The 14,542-nt window shown below is 66.1% G+C and carries 12 protein-coding genes and 1 pseudogene; 3 read left to right on the top strand and 10 right to left on the bottom strand.

What is annotated here, in order from left to right; all coding sequences use genetic code 11:
• Positions 1-7: 7 nt before the first annotated feature.
• The 7 genes and pseudogenes from M9952_10190 to M9952_10220 form a co-directional block, all read right to left on the bottom strand.
• Positions 8-1,255 carry a CoA transferase gene (locus tag M9952_10190; protein ID MCO5313285.1) on the bottom strand — a complete coding sequence of 416 codons (1,248 nt, stop codon included), beginning with the start codon at positions 1,253-1,255 and terminating at the stop codon, positions 8-10.
• A 176-nt stretch (positions 1,256-1,431) separates the two neighbouring features.
• The gene (locus M9952_10195; GenBank protein ID MCO5313286.1) at positions 1,432-2,946 is read right to left on the bottom strand and encodes an AMP-binding protein; all 1,515 of its coding nucleotides are present in this window, start codon (positions 2,944-2,946) and stop codon (positions 1,432-1,434) included.
• A 12-nt stretch (positions 2,947-2,958) separates the two neighbouring features.
• A complete protein-coding gene (locus M9952_10200) occupies positions 2,959-3,270 on the bottom strand; it encodes a hypothetical protein (GenBank protein ID MCO5313287.1) in 312 nt (103 codons plus the stop codon).
• 67 nt (positions 3,271-3,337) lie between these two features.
• Positions 3,338-4,555 carry a cytochrome P450 gene (locus tag M9952_10205; protein ID MCO5313288.1) on the bottom strand — a complete coding sequence of 406 codons (1,218 nt, stop codon included), beginning with the start codon at positions 4,553-4,555 and terminating at the stop codon, positions 3,338-3,340.
• Positions 4,552-6,003: pseudogene (locus tag M9952_10210) on the bottom strand (aldehyde dehydrogenase family protein). Before M9952_10210 ends, M9952_10205 begins: the two are co-directional and overlap by 4 nt.
• Before the next feature lie 120 nt (positions 6,004-6,123).
• Positions 6,124-7,587, bottom strand: coding sequence for an AMP-binding protein (locus tag M9952_10215; protein ID MCO5313289.1), 1,464 nt, complete (start codon positions 7,585-7,587; stop codon positions 6,124-6,126).
• Positions 7,588-7,666: 79 nt separating this feature from the next.
• Entirely contained in the window at positions 7,667-8,860 is a 1,194-nt protein-coding gene (locus M9952_10220; protein ID MCO5313290.1) for an amidohydrolase, read from the bottom strand.
• Positions 8,861-9,038: 178 nt separating this feature from the next.
• Here M9952_10220 and M9952_10225 point away from each other — a divergent pair, with 178 nt between their 5' ends.
• The gene (locus tag M9952_10225) at positions 9,039-9,806 is read left to right on the top strand and encodes an enoyl-CoA hydratase/isomerase family protein (protein MCO5313291.1); all 768 of its coding nucleotides are present in this window, start codon (positions 9,039-9,041) and stop codon (positions 9,804-9,806) included.
• A gap of 77 nt (positions 9,807-9,883) precedes the next feature.
• Here the strand turns inward: M9952_10225 and M9952_10230 are convergent, their stop codons facing one another.
• Positions 9,884-11,365 carry a CoA-acylating methylmalonate-semialdehyde dehydrogenase gene (locus M9952_10230; GenBank protein ID MCO5313292.1) on the bottom strand — a complete coding sequence of 494 codons (1,482 nt, stop codon included), beginning with the start codon at positions 11,363-11,365 and terminating at the stop codon, positions 9,884-9,886.
• 128 nt (positions 11,366-11,493) lie between these two features.
• On the opposite strand from M9952_10230, the gene M9952_10235 reads away from it, so the two are divergent.
• Positions 11,494-11,991, top strand: coding sequence for an amidohydrolase (locus tag M9952_10235; GenBank protein ID MCO5313293.1), 498 nt, complete (start codon positions 11,494-11,496; stop codon positions 11,989-11,991).
• 7 nt (positions 11,992-11,998) lie between these two features.
• Positions 11,999-12,946, top strand: coding sequence for an oxidoreductase (locus M9952_10240; GenBank protein MCO5313294.1), 948 nt, complete (start codon positions 11,999-12,001; stop codon positions 12,944-12,946).
• Here M9952_10240 and M9952_10245 read toward each other — a convergent pair.
• Together M9952_10245 and M9952_10250 are read right to left on the bottom strand one after the other, a co-directional pair.
• Complete coding sequence (locus M9952_10245; protein ID MCO5313295.1) at positions 12,943-13,581, bottom strand: TMEM198/TM7SF3 family protein; 639 nt, start codon at positions 13,579-13,581, stop codon at positions 12,943-12,945. The genes M9952_10240 and M9952_10245 overlap by 4 nt on opposite strands.
• 80 nt (positions 13,582-13,661) lie before the next feature.
• Positions 13,662-14,513, bottom strand: a complete 852-nt coding sequence (locus M9952_10250) for an aldo/keto reductase (protein ID MCO5313296.1) — start codon at positions 14,511-14,513, stop codon at positions 13,662-13,664.
• Positions 14,514-14,542 lie beyond the last annotated feature (29 nt).

Below are 14,542 nucleotides of genomic sequence, written 5' to 3' on the forward strand. Positions count from 1 at the left end.
ATGACGCTCAGGCGACGACGCCTTTGACCTTCAGATCGACGATGCGGTCCCAGTCGAGACCGATGCCTTCGAGAATCTCGTCGCCGTGTTCGTTGAATTCGGGGGCGCGGCACGAAGGGGCCGGGGTCTCGTCGAACTGGACCGGGGCCGACACGAGCTGAAACGCCACACCACCAGAGGTCGTGAGGTCCTGCAGGTAGCCGTTGGCGAGAGTCTGAGGATCGACCGCCGCTTCGAGGGTGTTTTGCACCACCGCCCACTGTCCGTCGAAGCTCTCGAGGCGCTGGCGCCACTCCTCGAGCGTGGCGGTGGCGAAGACCTCTTCGAGCAGTGCTGCGGCGGCCTGACTGTTGGCGAGCAGCGATGGCTGGTCGGCGAATCGCTCGTCGTTGGCGAGGTCCTCGCGGCCGATTGCCACGCACAGGGTCGGCCAGTACTTGGCCCCCTGCAGGCACGTGAACGCCAGCGTGCGTCCGTCGCCGGTGTCGTAGTTGCGCGACAGCGGGTTGGCCCCGATGCGATCGGCGGGCGGAGCCTGCCACGGCACACCGAGCGACAGCGACAGCGCCATGGCCTGGCCCATCGCCCACAGGCCGGTGCCGAGCAGCGACACGTCGACCACCGCTGCGTGGCCGGTGCGCTCGCGCTGATACAGCGCCCCCATGACCCCGCCGGCGATGGTCATGGCGCCGATCGAGTCTCCGAATCCCGGCGCCGGGGGGATCGGGGTGAGGTCGTATTCGGGTCGTTGTGCGCCGATGGCGATGCCGGCGCGCGCCCAGAAGGCGAGGGAATCGTATGACCCCTTGTCGGCGTCGGGCCCACGCTCACCCTGACCGGTGCCCCGCACGTAGATGACCGACGGGTTGTGCGCGCGGATGTCGTCGACGTCGATCTTCAGCCGCTCGCGAACTCCGGGCAACTTGTTGGTGATGAACACGTCCGCGGTGGCCGCCAACCGATAGAGCACCTCAAGGCCCTCCGGTTGAGTGAGGTCGAGGCCGAGGCTCTTCTTGCCGCGGTTGGAGTGCTCCAACAACGCGTGCACCTCGCCGCCGAGTTCGGCCACTCCGGTCGACGCCAGGCCGCGCATGGCATCACCGCGGGTGACGTGTTCGATCTTGATGACCTCCGCACCCCAATCCGCCAGCAGCGCCGAGGCCGCCGGAACGAAGGTGTGCTCGGCAACCTCGAGCACGCGGACGCCCTCGAGCACCCGTGCGCCGTGCGCTGCGCCATCGTGCGCCTGTGGCATGTCGAAATCCCCCTGTGAGTTCCCCTGCGTTGGGCCCCGATGCCAACGCGTCAACGCCATATCCACTGTAGCGGAAACGCCATTACCGGTTTTTGCAAACTTTACTCTCAGCCGAGCATTTCAACCCTGCCGTTTCAACCCTGCCGTTTCAACCCTGACCGTTCACCCCTGCCGTTTCAGCCCTGAGGATCGGCGAGTTGTTCACGCAGCGTGCGCCTCAGCAGCTTTCCGGTCTCGTTGAAGGGCAGCTCCTCCACCACCGAGATGCGTTCGGGGGTCTTGGTCGAACGCAGTCGGCCCCGTACAAACTCGCGCAACTCCTCGGCATCGACCTCGGCCCCGGGCACGGCCACCACCGCGGCCACGACCTTTTCGCCCCATTCGACATCGGGCACGCCGACGACCGCGGCCTCGGCGACCGCGTCGTGTTCGAGCAAGGTAGCCTCGATCTCGCCCGGTGAAAGGTTCTCGCCGCCTCGAACGATGACGTCGTCGAGTCGACCTTCGACGAACAGGAACCCTTCGGTGTCGAGGTGGCCGGCGTCGCGAGTGTGAAACCACCCATCGCCGCCGCCATCGCGGCCCAGGTACTCCCCCGAGACCTGTTCGCCTCGCACCCAGACCTCGCCGGTGTGCCCCACCGGCACCTCGTTGCCGTCCTCGTCGCGTATCGACACCTCGACCGAGGCAAGCGGCCGCCCCACCGAGTTCAGACGGGCGCGCACCTGCGGGTCGTCTGAGGCGAACGCGACCCGATGATCATCGGGGCCGAGCAGCGCGATGGTGCTCGAGGTTTCGGTCAACCCGTACGCATTCACAAAGTCCACCCCGGGCAACAGCGACAGCGCCCGTTCGATCACCGCCGCGGGCATCGGCCCGCCGCCATAGGAGAGGGTGCGCAGCGAATCGAGTGTCAGCCCCTCGGCCTCCATGACATCGAGGATGCGGCCGAGCATGGTCGGCACCACCATCGCATGGGTGATCGCCTCCCGGCGCGCCGTGGCGACCCACTGCACGGGATCGAACGACTCGAGATACACCACACGTCGGCCCCCGTACACCGAGGTCACCGCGGCGGAAATCCCTGCGATGTGATACGGCGGAACGCTCACCAGCGCCGCCTCCTCGGGGCTCGAGCCGCCGAGTTCCACCGTCGTCACAACGTATGCACCGAGGTTGAGGTGTCGCAGCACCGCGGCCTTGGGATCGCCCGTGGTTCCGCTCGTGTACAACAACACGGCGATCGCAGACGGATCGGTGTCGAGGGCATCGTCGAGGCGCTCTCCTCCACCCTCGCCGTCACCGGCGGCGATGGCCAACAACTCGCTGCGCTCCAGGAACTCGATCCCCTCGATCTCGCCGATCCGTTGGGCCACCCCCTCGCCCACCACCACCAGCGCTGGCGCGGTACGGGCCACGAGGGCCCGCAGTTGGTCGTCGGTGAGGCGGTAGTTGATCGGCACGAACGGCTTGGCCGCCAGCACCGAGCCGAACAGGGTGAGCGGAACCGCCTCGGAGTTCAGGTCGACCATGGCCACGCGTTCGGCCCCGGCCGACGCGGCGAACCGCGCCCCGACCCGCCCGGCCCGCTCGGCGAAGTCGGCCATCGTGGTGCCGCCCTCCAGCGAGCCGAACGCGACGCGGTCCCCCGACATCGCGGCGGCCATTTTCAACACGAGTTCGAGGTGCATCGGGCCTGCCGTTCAGTCCGAGGACGGCAGGGGTTTGGCCCCCTGGAGTTCGAGCGGAACCTCGCCGAGCGACAAGGTGCCGAGCCCGCCTGCCGAGCACAGCACTTCGACACCCTCGGAATCGGTGTAGCGCTTGCCGAGCACCGTGCCGTTGTTGAGCCCACCAGCGGGGCTACCGCTCGGTTCGCCGGCGTCGGCGAGTGGCACCATCGGTGCCCCACCGCAGCGAAGGTCGATCTCACCTGCGGGGGCCTTGACCACGACGACCGCCGTCGCACAGACCGTCGAGCGCAGCCGATCCCCTGGCTTCACTTCGATCCCCATTTTGTGTCCTTTCGTAAACGGGCCGCCCACGACGACCCCTCGCAGATGCTTACTCGACGATCGCGCCTCACGAGGCCGTCCGATCGATGACGATGGGCAGCGACTCCCAGCCGCGAACCGTCGAGGTGCGACCCCGTTTGGCGACCGAGTCGTCGACATGGAAGTTCGGGAACCGGGCCAGCAGTTCCTGCATCGCCACGCGTCCTTCGAGACGGGCGAGCGCGGCACCGAGGCAGAAATGGATGCCGTGTCCGAACGCCAGGTGATGGGCGACGTTTCGACGCACATCGAAGCGGTCGAGGTCGTCGAAAACCCGCTCGTCGCGGTTGCCCGAACCGTTGAGCAGCAGCATCGCGGAGCCTGCGGGAACGGTCGTGCCGTGATACTCGACGTCGCGGGTGACGTAGCGGGCCTGCACCGGCGACGGTGACTCGTAGCGCAGCACCTCCTCGATCATGTTGGGCACGATCGAGGGGTCCGACACGACGATCTCACGCTCACCCGGGTGGTCGGACAACAACCGCGTCGACCACCCGATGAGGCGATTGGTCGTCTCGTTCCCGGCTGCGGCGACGAGGTTGATGTAGTTGAGCGCCTCTTCGCGGGTCAGGCGGCGATGAACGCCGTCGAGGTCCTCGTATTCGGCGGTGATGAGGTCGGTCATCACATCGTCGGAGGGGTTCTTGTACCGGTAGTCGATGTACTCCTCGAACTGCTCGGTCATCGACATCGCGCCGAAGCCTTCGGAGATGGTCGGCATCTCCCCCTCGGCGAGCTTCAGGCCGCCGTCGATCTGATCGCGCAACGCCACCTGGTCGCTTTCGGGAATGCCGAGCAACATCCCGATCGTGCGCATCGGCACCTGCGCCCCGAGATCGGCGATCACATCGAGTCCGTCGGCACCGACGAGCGGGTCGAGGCTGCGAGCGCAGAACGCCCGCACCTCCGGCTCGATCGCGGCCATGCGACGCGGCGTGAAGACCCGCGACAACAGCCCGCGATGCAACGTGTGGTTCGGCGGATCCTCGAAGATGATCGTGCCGGGCGGCATCTCGATGTCGGCCTTGATCAACTCGAGCAGGGTCCCCTTGGCCGAACTCAGCGTCTGCCAGTCCTTGAGCGCCGCCTCGACGTCGCGGAACCGGCTCAGCGCGTAGAAGTTGAACTTCTCGTTGTAATAGAGCGGATGGTCGTCGCGCAGCGCCTTCCAGATCGGATACGGGTCGTCGTCGATGCCAAAGTCGTAGGGGTCGTAATAGACCTCGGGTGCGGCCGTGTCGCTCATGAGGCCGGCCAAGCGTAGGACTTGAGTTCGAGATACTGCGCGAACCCGGCGTCACCGTTCTGGCGGCCGACCCCGGAGTATTTGAACCCGCCAAAGGGCAGGTCCGCTCCGTACGGGGCACCGCCGTTGATGCTCACCATGCCGGTGCGCAGCCGATCCGCCACCGCCTTGGCCCGCTCGAAGCTGCCCGCCATCACCCCACCGCCGAGTCCATAACGGCTGTCGTTGGCAATGCGCACCGCATCGTCTTCGTCCTCATAAGGGGTCACGACGAGCACCGGACCGAAGATCTCCTCCTGTGCGATCGTCATCGAATTGTCGACGTCGACGAACAGGGTCGGCTCGACGAAGAATCCGTTGTCGAACTCGGGGCCGGTCGGGATGCCGCCGCCCAGCACCAACTTGGCGCCTTCCTCCTGGCCTTTTTGGATGTAGCCCATCACCCGGTCGCGCTGTTTCGCCGAGATCTGCGGACCCTGCAACACATCGGGCCGCTGCGGGTCGCCATAGGGCACGTTCTTCATCATGTCGATGAGCGCGTTGACCCCCTCGTCGTAATGCGACTTCGGCAACAGCATGCGGGTCGGGATCGCACACCCCTGCCCGGCGTGGGTACACACGGCGAGGCCCATGAACGAGGCGGCGAGCAGATCGGCATCGTCCAACACCACCGTCGCCGACTTTCCACCGAGTTCGAGGAAGAGCCGCTTCATGGTCCGCGAGCCTCTTTCCATGATCCCCTGCCCGACCGCGGTGGAGCCGGTGAACGAGATCATGTCGACCAGCGGCGACAGCGTGAGTTGCTCGCCGCGAAGGTGATCCGAGGAGGTCACGATATTGACCACACCCGCAGGAATGTCGGTGCGCTCGGCGATAAGCCGTCCGAGCAGCGTCGCGTTGAACGGTGTGTCCGGGGCGGGCTTCAGCACCACGGTGTTGCCGGTGGCCAGTGCGTAGGCGAGCTTGATGATCGCGACCTCGAAGGGGAAGTTCCAGGGGGTGATGGCGCCGACGACACCGGCGGCCATCGACACGACGCTGCGGCGATCGAGGGAACCCTAGATGCTGATCGCCTCGCCGAGGTCGCGCTCCCATTCCCAGGTGCTGATCATCGAGATGGGATGGCGCAACGAGTGGTTCAGCGGAACGTCGAGTTGCGCGCTGTGGGTCAACATCCGCGGCGCGCCCACTTCCTGGATGAGCAACTCGCGAAGCTCCTCGCACTCGGCATCGAGCGCGTCCTGGAACTGATTGAGGCAGTGGATGCGGAACTCGTGATTCGTCGACCAGTCGGTCTCGTCGAAGGCGCGCCGGGCTGCGGCGAGGGCGGCCTCCATGTCCTGCGCGGTTCCGTCGGCCACCTTGCCGACGAGCCCACCCGTGGCGGGATTGAACACGTCGAAGGTGGACCCGTTACTGGCGTCGACGAGCTTGCCGTCGATCAACATTCGGGATTCGGGATGGATGGTTGGCAGGTCGGTCATGGGTTCCCCTGGGTATTCGGTCGATAGGTGAAGGGTTGAGCGGTCGATATGTGTCGGTGGGACGGCGGTGGGTCGTGGCTGGGTCTACCCACCGCGAGCCTCCACCAGTGCTCGGCGGTTGACCTTCGTTGCGGCGCTGCGAGGAATCGCCGCGACGATCTCGACGGTCTTGGGCACCTTGTAGGCGGCGAGGCGCGACCTGGCGAAGGCCACGACATCGTCGGACCCCGGCGCCTCGACTCCCTCGGCCGCTTCGATGATCGCGTGCACGCGTCGACCCCATTGCGCATCGCTCAGCCCGACCACCACGACATCGGCGATCGCCGGGTGTTCGATCAACGCAGATTCGACTTCGGCCGGATACACGTTGGCGCCGCCGGTCACGATGAGGTCGGTGCGACGGTCGGCAAGGTGGAGGTACCCGTCGGCATCGAGATGGCCGAGGTCGCCAGCGGATGAGAACCCGTCCGCGGTGGTCGGTAGCGCCGGGGTGTCGCCGAGATACTGCGCCGAACCGCCCGGGGTTCGCAGGTAGATCTCGCCGACGACCCCCGGCTCGACCGGGCGTCGTTCGGCGTCGAGCACCCGCACTTCGGTGCCGCGAATCCCGCGACCGACACTGCCCGGATGCTCGAGCCATTCGTCGCCACGAATCGCCGTGAGGCCCAGGCCCTCGCTCATGCCGTAGGCCATCACGAAGCGTTGCGCACCGACGAGGTCGATCCAGCGCCGGGTGAGGCTCGGCGGCAGCGGGGCGGCGCCTTGAAGGACCCAGTCGAGGCTCGACAGGTCGCGTGGGGTGCGCTGTTGAGCGTCGGCCATGCGGGCGAGCATGGTCGGAGTGGCCACGAAGTTGGTGATGTCCAGGCGTTCGATCGTGTCGAGCGCCGTCGCTGCGTCGAAGCGGCGCAGCACCACGATCTCGTCGCCGGCCAAGAGGTTGAGGGTCGAGGTGAAGGCGGTCGAGTGATACATGGGCGCCAGCACCAACACCCGCTGCGGCCGCGCCACCTCGCGCCAGTGCCCCATGATGCACGAGCCGTAGGCCTCGGCCCATCGGCTGGGCCGATCGGCCACGATGACCTTCGGGGTGCCCGTCGAGCCGCCGCTGCAGATCCCCCACGCCGCGGCGCCGACGGGTTCGCTGGCCAACGCAGTGCGATGTGGCGCCGACCGCGTGTCGAAGGGCTGTGGAGCGAGGGACACGGCCGTGCCGTCGGCGACGTGCAACGCCGGCGACACGGCCGCGAGCACGCGGGACCGTTCCCAATCGGGCAGGTCCCACCGAACCGGAACCGGAGTCGCTCCCAGCTTCCACGCCGCGAAGACCGAAACGAGCAGTTCGGGTGAGTTCTGAAGCGAGATGGCGACCAGATCGTCGAGGCTGACTCCCCGGCTGGCGAACTCCGTTGCGCATGCCTCGGCGGTCGTGTTCAGTTCGGCGAGCGTGAAGTTGTGATCCGGCGAGCCGTCGGGGTCGACATGACGCGCGACGACGCGGTCGGGATCACTCCCGGCCAGTTCGCTGAGTCGGCCCCCGTAACTCATCGCCTCGCTGTCGTCCCGTCTCGTCTCGTCGTGCCCTGCGTCGTACCCGTGTCGTGCCCTGCGTGCCTCGGCCGGACCCCTACCGGGCCACCGCGACGTCGTCGACCCGCATGAGCCGAGCGAGGTTGCCGCCCATGACCAGACGCATCGTCTCCGCGTCGACATGTGCCATGTCGTCGATGTAGGTACTCGGGACTTCCAGCCCTTCGGGGTGCGGATAGTCGGAACCGAACAGCACCTGGGTCGGGCCGATGAGATCCGCGAGTTTGCCGAGATCCTCCTCCCAGAACGGGCTGATGTGCACCTGCCGCTTGAAGACCTCGACCGGGTTCTCCATGAACTCCTGGGGCATCTTCTTGTAGACGTCGGCAAGGTTCTCAAGCAGCGGCCGCACCCAGGTGCTGCCGTTCTCGATGAATCCGACCTTGAGGCCCGGGTGGCGAGAGAGCGTGTTGTGACAGATGAGCGACGCCGCCGCATCCTCGACGGGCCGCCACGTCGACATCATGCGGAAGGCATTCGGCTGGAACGGCAACATTTCGGTCTGCTTGCCCGCCCATTCCCCGGTGAAGCGCGAGTAGCCGCTGTCGGAGGAGTGGAAGGCCACGAACACATCGTGTTCCACCACCTTTTCCCAGAACGGGTCGAACTCGGGCAGCCCGAAGGACCGCGGGCCATGCAGGCCGGGCACGGGGGCGGGACGAATCAACACGACGCGCGCACCGCGCTCGACGACCCACTCGAGTTCCTCGATCGCCCGTTCCACGATCGGCAGAGTGATCACCGGCGTGGTGAAGATGCGTCCCTCGTAGTCGAACTGCCAGGTCTCATACAGCCACTCGTTGAGCGCGTGAATCGCCGCGTGGGTGAGTTCGACGTCATCTTTCATCCGCTCCTCGAGCAGGCTGGCGAGCGTCGGGAACATCAAGGTGCGATCGAGGCCCTGTTCGTCCATCAACTCCAGGCGCGGGGCAGGTGCACGAAACGCCGGGATCGCCTTCATCGGCTCGCCGTAAATCTCGCGGCGCGACTTCCCGTCGGGATTTCCGACCCGGTAGTACTCCTCTTGAGCGCCGGGCCGGGCGACGACCTCGAAGGTCGGGTTGGGGATGTACTCACTGATCTGGCCGCGCACGACGATCTTGGTGCGGCCGCGAACCTGCACGTAGTCGATGGCACCCTTGTACCGATCCGGCAGGAACTTCGTGAACGCTTCCTCGGTCTCGTACAGGTGGTTGTCGGCATCAAAGATGGGAAAGTCTCGTGCGGGCATGTTGTCCCCCTCCTCGTCGATCCGCGATACCCCAACCCCGGATCGATGGCATGTCATCGGCGTTCCGCACGCTACATGTAAGCGAACGCTCACTTCAATAGGGTACGGTTGCGCATCTGATCAACCTTCAAAATCGACTTTGACGCCACTGTCAAAAGTGGGTCGCAAAGGACTGTACATGAGTTACGACGTGTCCGCGGTACTCCAGGTCGACCACGACGGACCGGTGCGAATCTTGCGCCTGAACCGGCCAGACCACCTCAACGCCACCAACCACGAACTGCACGAACAGCTCACCAAGGTGTTCCCGCAGATACATGAGGACTTCGACGCCCGCGCCGTCGTACTCACCGGTAATGGACGGGCGTTCTCCGCCGGTGGCGACATGGCCTATATCGACGAACAGATCCGCGACCCCGACTACCGCAAGTTGTCGCTGCTGCACGGCAAGCTCATCGCCGCCGCGATGGCCTCGTGTCGCGTGCCGATCATCGCTGCGGTCAACGGGCCGGCGGTCGGGCTGGGCTGCTCACTGGTCGCCATGTCCGACATCGTCTACATGGCGCGCAGCGCCTATCTCGCCGACCCGCACGTGAGCGTGGGCCTCGTCGCCGCCGACGGCGGTGCCATCTCGTGGCCGCTCATGATGAGCCTGCACCTGGCCAAGGAGTACGCACTCACGGGCGATCGGATCACGGCCGAACGAGCCGAACGCATCGGGCTCGCCAACCACGTGGTGGCCGACGACGAGGTCCTCGACGCCGCGCTCGCGTGCGCACACCGCATCGCTAAACAACCTCGGGGTGCGGTCGAGGACACCCGGCGCATGCTCAACCATCACCTCGACCGGGCACTCAACGGATCGATCGATTTCGCCCTGAACGCGGAGTTCCGCTCCTTCGACTCGCCCGAACTACGCGCCACCGTCGACCGCTTCCTCGACTGACCCCTCCGGCCACGCCGTCACCCAGACTCGCGGCAAACCCCCGCCGGGGGAACGCGGCGGGTTGGCCAGTTGGCGGCTCAGTCGGTGGTCGGGAAGCCGAGGTCGATCGCGCTCGACGCCGGGTCCGGCCAACGCGTGGTGACGACCTTGGGCCGGGTGTAGAAGCGGATGCCGTCGGGGCCGTAGATCGCGCTGTCGCCGAAGATCGACGCCTTCCATCCGCCGAAGCTGTGCCAGGCGACCGGCACGGGGATCGGCACGTTGATGCCGACCATGCCGGCTTGCACCTTGCGTTCGAACTCGCGAGCCGCTCCCCCGTCGCGGGTGAACACCGCCGTGCCGTTGCCATACGGGTTATCGTTGACGAGCGTGAGCGCCTCATCGAAGGTGTCGACGCGCACCACGCTGAGAACGGGGCCGAAGATCTCGTCGTCATAGGCCTTCATCCCGGGCGTCACGTGATCGAGCAATGCACACCCGTGATAGAAGCCATCCGCGGGGATGCCGTCGGTTCCGTCGACCACGATCGTGGCCCCCTCCGCCGGTGCGCCGTCGACGTATCCGCGCACCCGGTCGCGATGCGCCTCGGTGATGAGCGGCCCCATCATCGACGACGAGTCGAGACCCGACCCGATCTTCACGTCGGGGATGCGCTTGACGATGGCCTCCACCAGCGGATCGGCGACGGCACCGACCGCCACGATCACCGAGATCGCCATGCAGCGTTCGCCCGCCGCGCCGTACCCGGCGGAAATTGCTGCATCCGCCGCCGCGTCGACATCGGCATCGGGCAACACGACCATGTGGTTCTTCGCCCCGCCGAGTGCCTGAACCCGCTTGGCGTGCTTGGCCCCGACCTCGTAGATCGAGCGCGCCACCGGGGTGCTGCCGACGAAGGACACCGCGGCGACATCGGGCGATGCGAGCAGTTCATTCACCGCCGTGGCGTCTCCGTGCAAGACGTTGACCACCCCGTCGGGGAACCCGGCCTCGGTCACCAACTCGGCGATGCGCATCGACGCGGAAGGGTCTCGCTCGGAGGGCTTCAACACCACCGTGTTTCCACAGGCGATGGCGTTGGCCAGCATCCACAGCGGCACCATGACCGGGAAGTTGAACGGGGTGATCGCCGCGATGACACCGACCGGCTCGTATGCGGTGTGGACGTCGATACCGCTCGACACCTCCGGGTTGCGCCCGCCCTTGAGCAACGAAGGAATCCCACACGCGAACTCGATGCATTCGAGGCCCCGTTCGACCTCGCCTCGGGCATCGTCGAGCACCTTGCCGTGCTCGCCCACGACGATTCGGGCGAGGTCATCCGCGTTGCGGGTCAGGAGTTCGCGAAGGTTGAACATCAGCTTCGCCCGCTTCGACAGCGTGGAATAGCGCCAATTCTCAAAGGCTCCCGCGGCGACGCCCACCGCCTCGGACACCAAGGCCGAATCGGCGAGCGACACCTCGGCGCGCTGAACCCCGGTCGCCGGGTTGAACACGGGTGACACTCGGCCGTCCCGGCTCAACAACTTGCCCCCGATCCAATGGTCGATGCGCTCCATCGGCTCTCCTCTGCTCTGCAGACTCCGCTCTGCGGACACTGCTCTGTGAACTCTGCTCTGTGGACTCTACGAACGGAGGGAGTAAGTAAACGCTCCCTCACTTGTATCTGCACGCTACCCTCGCCCACATGGACCGCACAACGGTGAACGGCCTGGGGTTGGCCTACGAGGTGATCGGCGAGCGAGGACGCCCGTGGATCATCACCCCGGGCGGACGTTTCAGCAAAGACTACGGCGGCAAGATGCCCTCGGAGGTGTTTCGCGATCACATCCTGGCCTGCTACATCTCCGACCCTTCGGGGCTGTTGCTGCGCGACCGGATCGGCATCGACAACATCGCCTGGGAGTGCGACTACCCCCACACCGACACCACCTGGCCGAACTCACCGGAGTTCACGTGGGGCGAACTGCAAGACGCCGGTTGCCGCGACGACGAGATCCACAAGATCACCTGGGAGAACGCCTGCCGGTTCTTCGACTGGGACCCCTTCAAACACACCGCTCGCGAAGACGCCACCGTCGGGGCGCTTCGGGCACGCGCCGATGCCGCCGGCGTCGACGTGACCCGCATGCCCAAGGCGCAGTGGCGCGAGCGCAACGAGGCCGCCGGCATCGGCGTGTTCTGATTCGCGGATGTCCACTACCAACACCTGGACCACCGCGGAGATCGCCGACCAACGCGGCCGGGTCTTCGTCGTGACCGGCGCGAACTCGGGCCTCGGGTTCGAAACCGCCCGCACACTCGCTCGCACCGGCGCCACGGTGGTGATGGCCTGCCGCAGCCCCGAACGCGCCGCGACGGCACTCGACGACCTCCGCAACACGGTGCCCGACGCCGACGTCGAGGTACAACAACTCGACCTGGCGTCACTCGAATCGGTGCGCACCGCAGCCGCCGCGCTGCGCCAGCGATTCGGGGCGATCGACGCCCTCATCAACAACGCCGGGGTGATGTACACCGAACGCGAACTGACCCGTGACGGCATCGAGTTGCAGTTCGGCACCAATCACCTCGGACACTTCGCACTCACCCTCGAGTTGATCGACTCGTTGGAAGCCGCCCCGCGGGCACGGGTGGTCACCATCGGCAGTCTCGGGCACCGACTTCCGTACGCGTTCGACCTCGACGATCTGACCGCAACCGGCAAGTACAGCCGCTTTGGCGCCTACGCGCGTTCGAAGGTCGCGAACCTGTTGTTCTCCTACGAGCTGGATCGACGTCTGCAGGCGGCTGGATCGACGGTCATCTCGTTGGCGGCCCATCCCGGTGCGTCCGATACCGAGATTGCCGAGCATCTCCCGGGGATGAAGTGGCAGCGCAAGTACCTGCACCGGCTCGCGCAACCGGCCTCGCTCGGATGCCTTCCGGCCGTGCGCGCCGCCACCGACCCGGAGGCCGTCGGCGGGCAGTACTACGGGCCAGATCGATTCCTTGAGGCCCGCGGCAATCCAACGTTGGTGCGATCGAGTGGCCGCACCCACGACCGCGAACTCGCCCACAGGTTGTGGACGATCTCCGAGGAGCTGTCAGGTTCGCGCTTCCCGACCGCCGACGTACAGGCGCCGGCCGACCTCGGTTAGTTCTGGTCCACCGACATCCACGCGGCGCGCAGCTCGTCCTCGGTCGAGGCGATAGCGCTCTGCGTCATGATTCCGGCAATCGTCAACACCGCGTACAACAGCCACCAGCCCCACGAGTCGTTGATCGTCTCGGTGATCACGGCCCGCGAGAAGTCCTCGGTGTCGAGGGTCGACCCGAACAACATGAGGCCGCCGACAATCGCCGTCGCTCCGCCGATCGCACTGACCACCACCAGCACGACTCGGGGCAGGTTCGACACGATGCCGGCAAAGGCGAATGCGACGCCGACCAAGATGCCGACGATGGCGATTGCCCAGTTCCAGGGGACCCCCAGTGCGGTCATGAGCGCTCCACCCAACATGAACCCGATCGAGCTCATCGCCATCACGATCGCCACGGAGTAGTACAGGTATGCGAACGTCGCGAAGACGACCGCGAGCACGAGCCCCAGAATCCACCCCAGCGGTGTCGCCAACACCGCATCGCCGGTGATGGCGGAGATGAGCCCGGTGCCCGCGCTGAACCCGGCGAAGAACCCCCACACGGGGATGATGAGTCGGAACCACTGATAGCCGGCGAAACAAAAGGCCGCCCCGGCGATGATGGCCACCAAGCCCAACGCGATATCTGCCATGACCCGTTCTCCGTTCGCTTGGCCCGTACCCGCCAAACGCTACCTCGCCGGGCAGCCGCTTAGACGGATCGGCCAAGCGATCAATCCACCCTCACCCCGCCGAGAACGTGGGCCATCTTCGGGTCACGGTGATCGAAGAACTGCGATACACCCGTGTCGAGCTCAGCGATCCGCGCCATCTCGCCAGCGGTCAACTCGAAGTCGAACACGTCGAAATTCTCCTCCATCCGCTGCCGTCGAACCGATTTCGGGATCACGAGTACCTCGCGTTGGATGAGCCATCGGGTGACCACCTGAGCCACCGACTTGTCGTAGCCCGCACCGATCGAGGAAAGGGTCGGGTCTTCGAAGAGGTTGTTCTTGCCTTCGGCGAACGGCCCCCACGATTCGATCCGGACGCCGTGATCGGCCATCCACCGCTGTTCGTCGGCCCGTTGGAAATACGGGTTCAACTCGACCTGGTTGACCGACGGCACGACCTCGTTGTGATCGATGAGATCGATGAGGCGATCCGGGTGAAAGTTCGACACCCCGATCGAGCGGACGAGCCCCTCTCGCTGCAGCGCTTCCATCGCCCGCCACGAGCTGTAGTAGTCGCCGTAGGGCTGATGGATCAGATACAGATCGACATAGCCCAAGCCGAGACGTTCGAGCGACGACTCAAACGCGCGCCGCGCGCCCTGTTCGCCTCCGTCGACGATCCACAGTTTCGTCGTCACGAACAGCTTGTCGCGGGCGATACCGCTGCGCGCGATCGCTCGGCCGACCCCCTCCTCGTTGCCGTAGGCGGCAGCGGTGTCGATGTGGCGATAGCCGACCTCGAGCGCATCGGTGACGACGCGTTCGGTCTCCTCCGGGACGACCTGATAGACGCCGAATCCCAGGGTCGGAATCGTAACGCCGTCATTCAGCGTGACCTGCGGGTTGTTCATCTGCGCCCCTCCTCGTCTCGAGCTCACGC

It is taken from the genome of Microthrixaceae bacterium, from assembly GCA_023957975.1.
Classification (GTDB): domain Bacteria; phylum Actinomycetota; class Acidimicrobiia; order Acidimicrobiales; family Microtrichaceae; genus JAMLGM01.

Excerpts from the sequence above, each read along its gene's own strand:
- M9952_10190 (MCO5313285.1), bottom strand. The coding sequence starts at position 1,255 with ATGCCACAGGCGCACGATGGCGCAGCGCACGGCGCACGGGTGCTCGAG.
- M9952_10195 (MCO5313286.1), bottom strand. The coding sequence starts at position 2,946 with ATGCACCTCGAACTCGTGTTGAAAATGGCCGCCGCGATGTCGGGGGAC.
- M9952_10200 (MCO5313287.1), bottom strand. The coding sequence starts at position 3,270 with ATGGGGATCGAAGTGAAGCCAGGGGATCGGCTGCGCTCGACGGTCTGT.
- M9952_10205 (MCO5313288.1), bottom strand. The coding sequence starts at position 4,555 with ATGAGCGACACGGCCGCACCCGAGGTCTATTACGACCCCTACGACTTT.
- M9952_10215 (MCO5313289.1), bottom strand. The coding sequence starts at position 7,587 with ATGAGTTACGGGGGCCGACTCAGCGAACTGGCCGGGAGTGATCCCGAC.
- M9952_10220 (MCO5313290.1), bottom strand. The coding sequence starts at position 8,860 with ATGCCCGCACGAGACTTTCCCATCTTTGATGCCGACAACCACCTGTAC.
- M9952_10225 (MCO5313291.1), top strand. The coding sequence starts at position 9,039 with ATGAGTTACGACGTGTCCGCGGTACTCCAGGTCGACCACGACGGACCG.
- M9952_10230 (MCO5313292.1), bottom strand. The coding sequence starts at position 11,365 with ATGGAGCGCATCGACCATTGGATCGGGGGCAAGTTGTTGAGCCGGGAC.
- M9952_10235 (MCO5313293.1), top strand. The coding sequence starts at position 11,494 with ATGGACCGCACAACGGTGAACGGCCTGGGGTTGGCCTACGAGGTGATC.
- M9952_10240 (MCO5313294.1), top strand. The coding sequence starts at position 11,999 with ATGTCCACTACCAACACCTGGACCACCGCGGAGATCGCCGACCAACGC.
- M9952_10245 (MCO5313295.1), bottom strand. The coding sequence starts at position 13,581 with ATGGCAGATATCGCGTTGGGCTTGGTGGCCATCATCGCCGGGGCGGCC.
- M9952_10250 (MCO5313296.1), bottom strand. The coding sequence starts at position 14,513 with ATGAACAACCCGCAGGTCACGCTGAATGACGGCGTTACGATTCCGACC.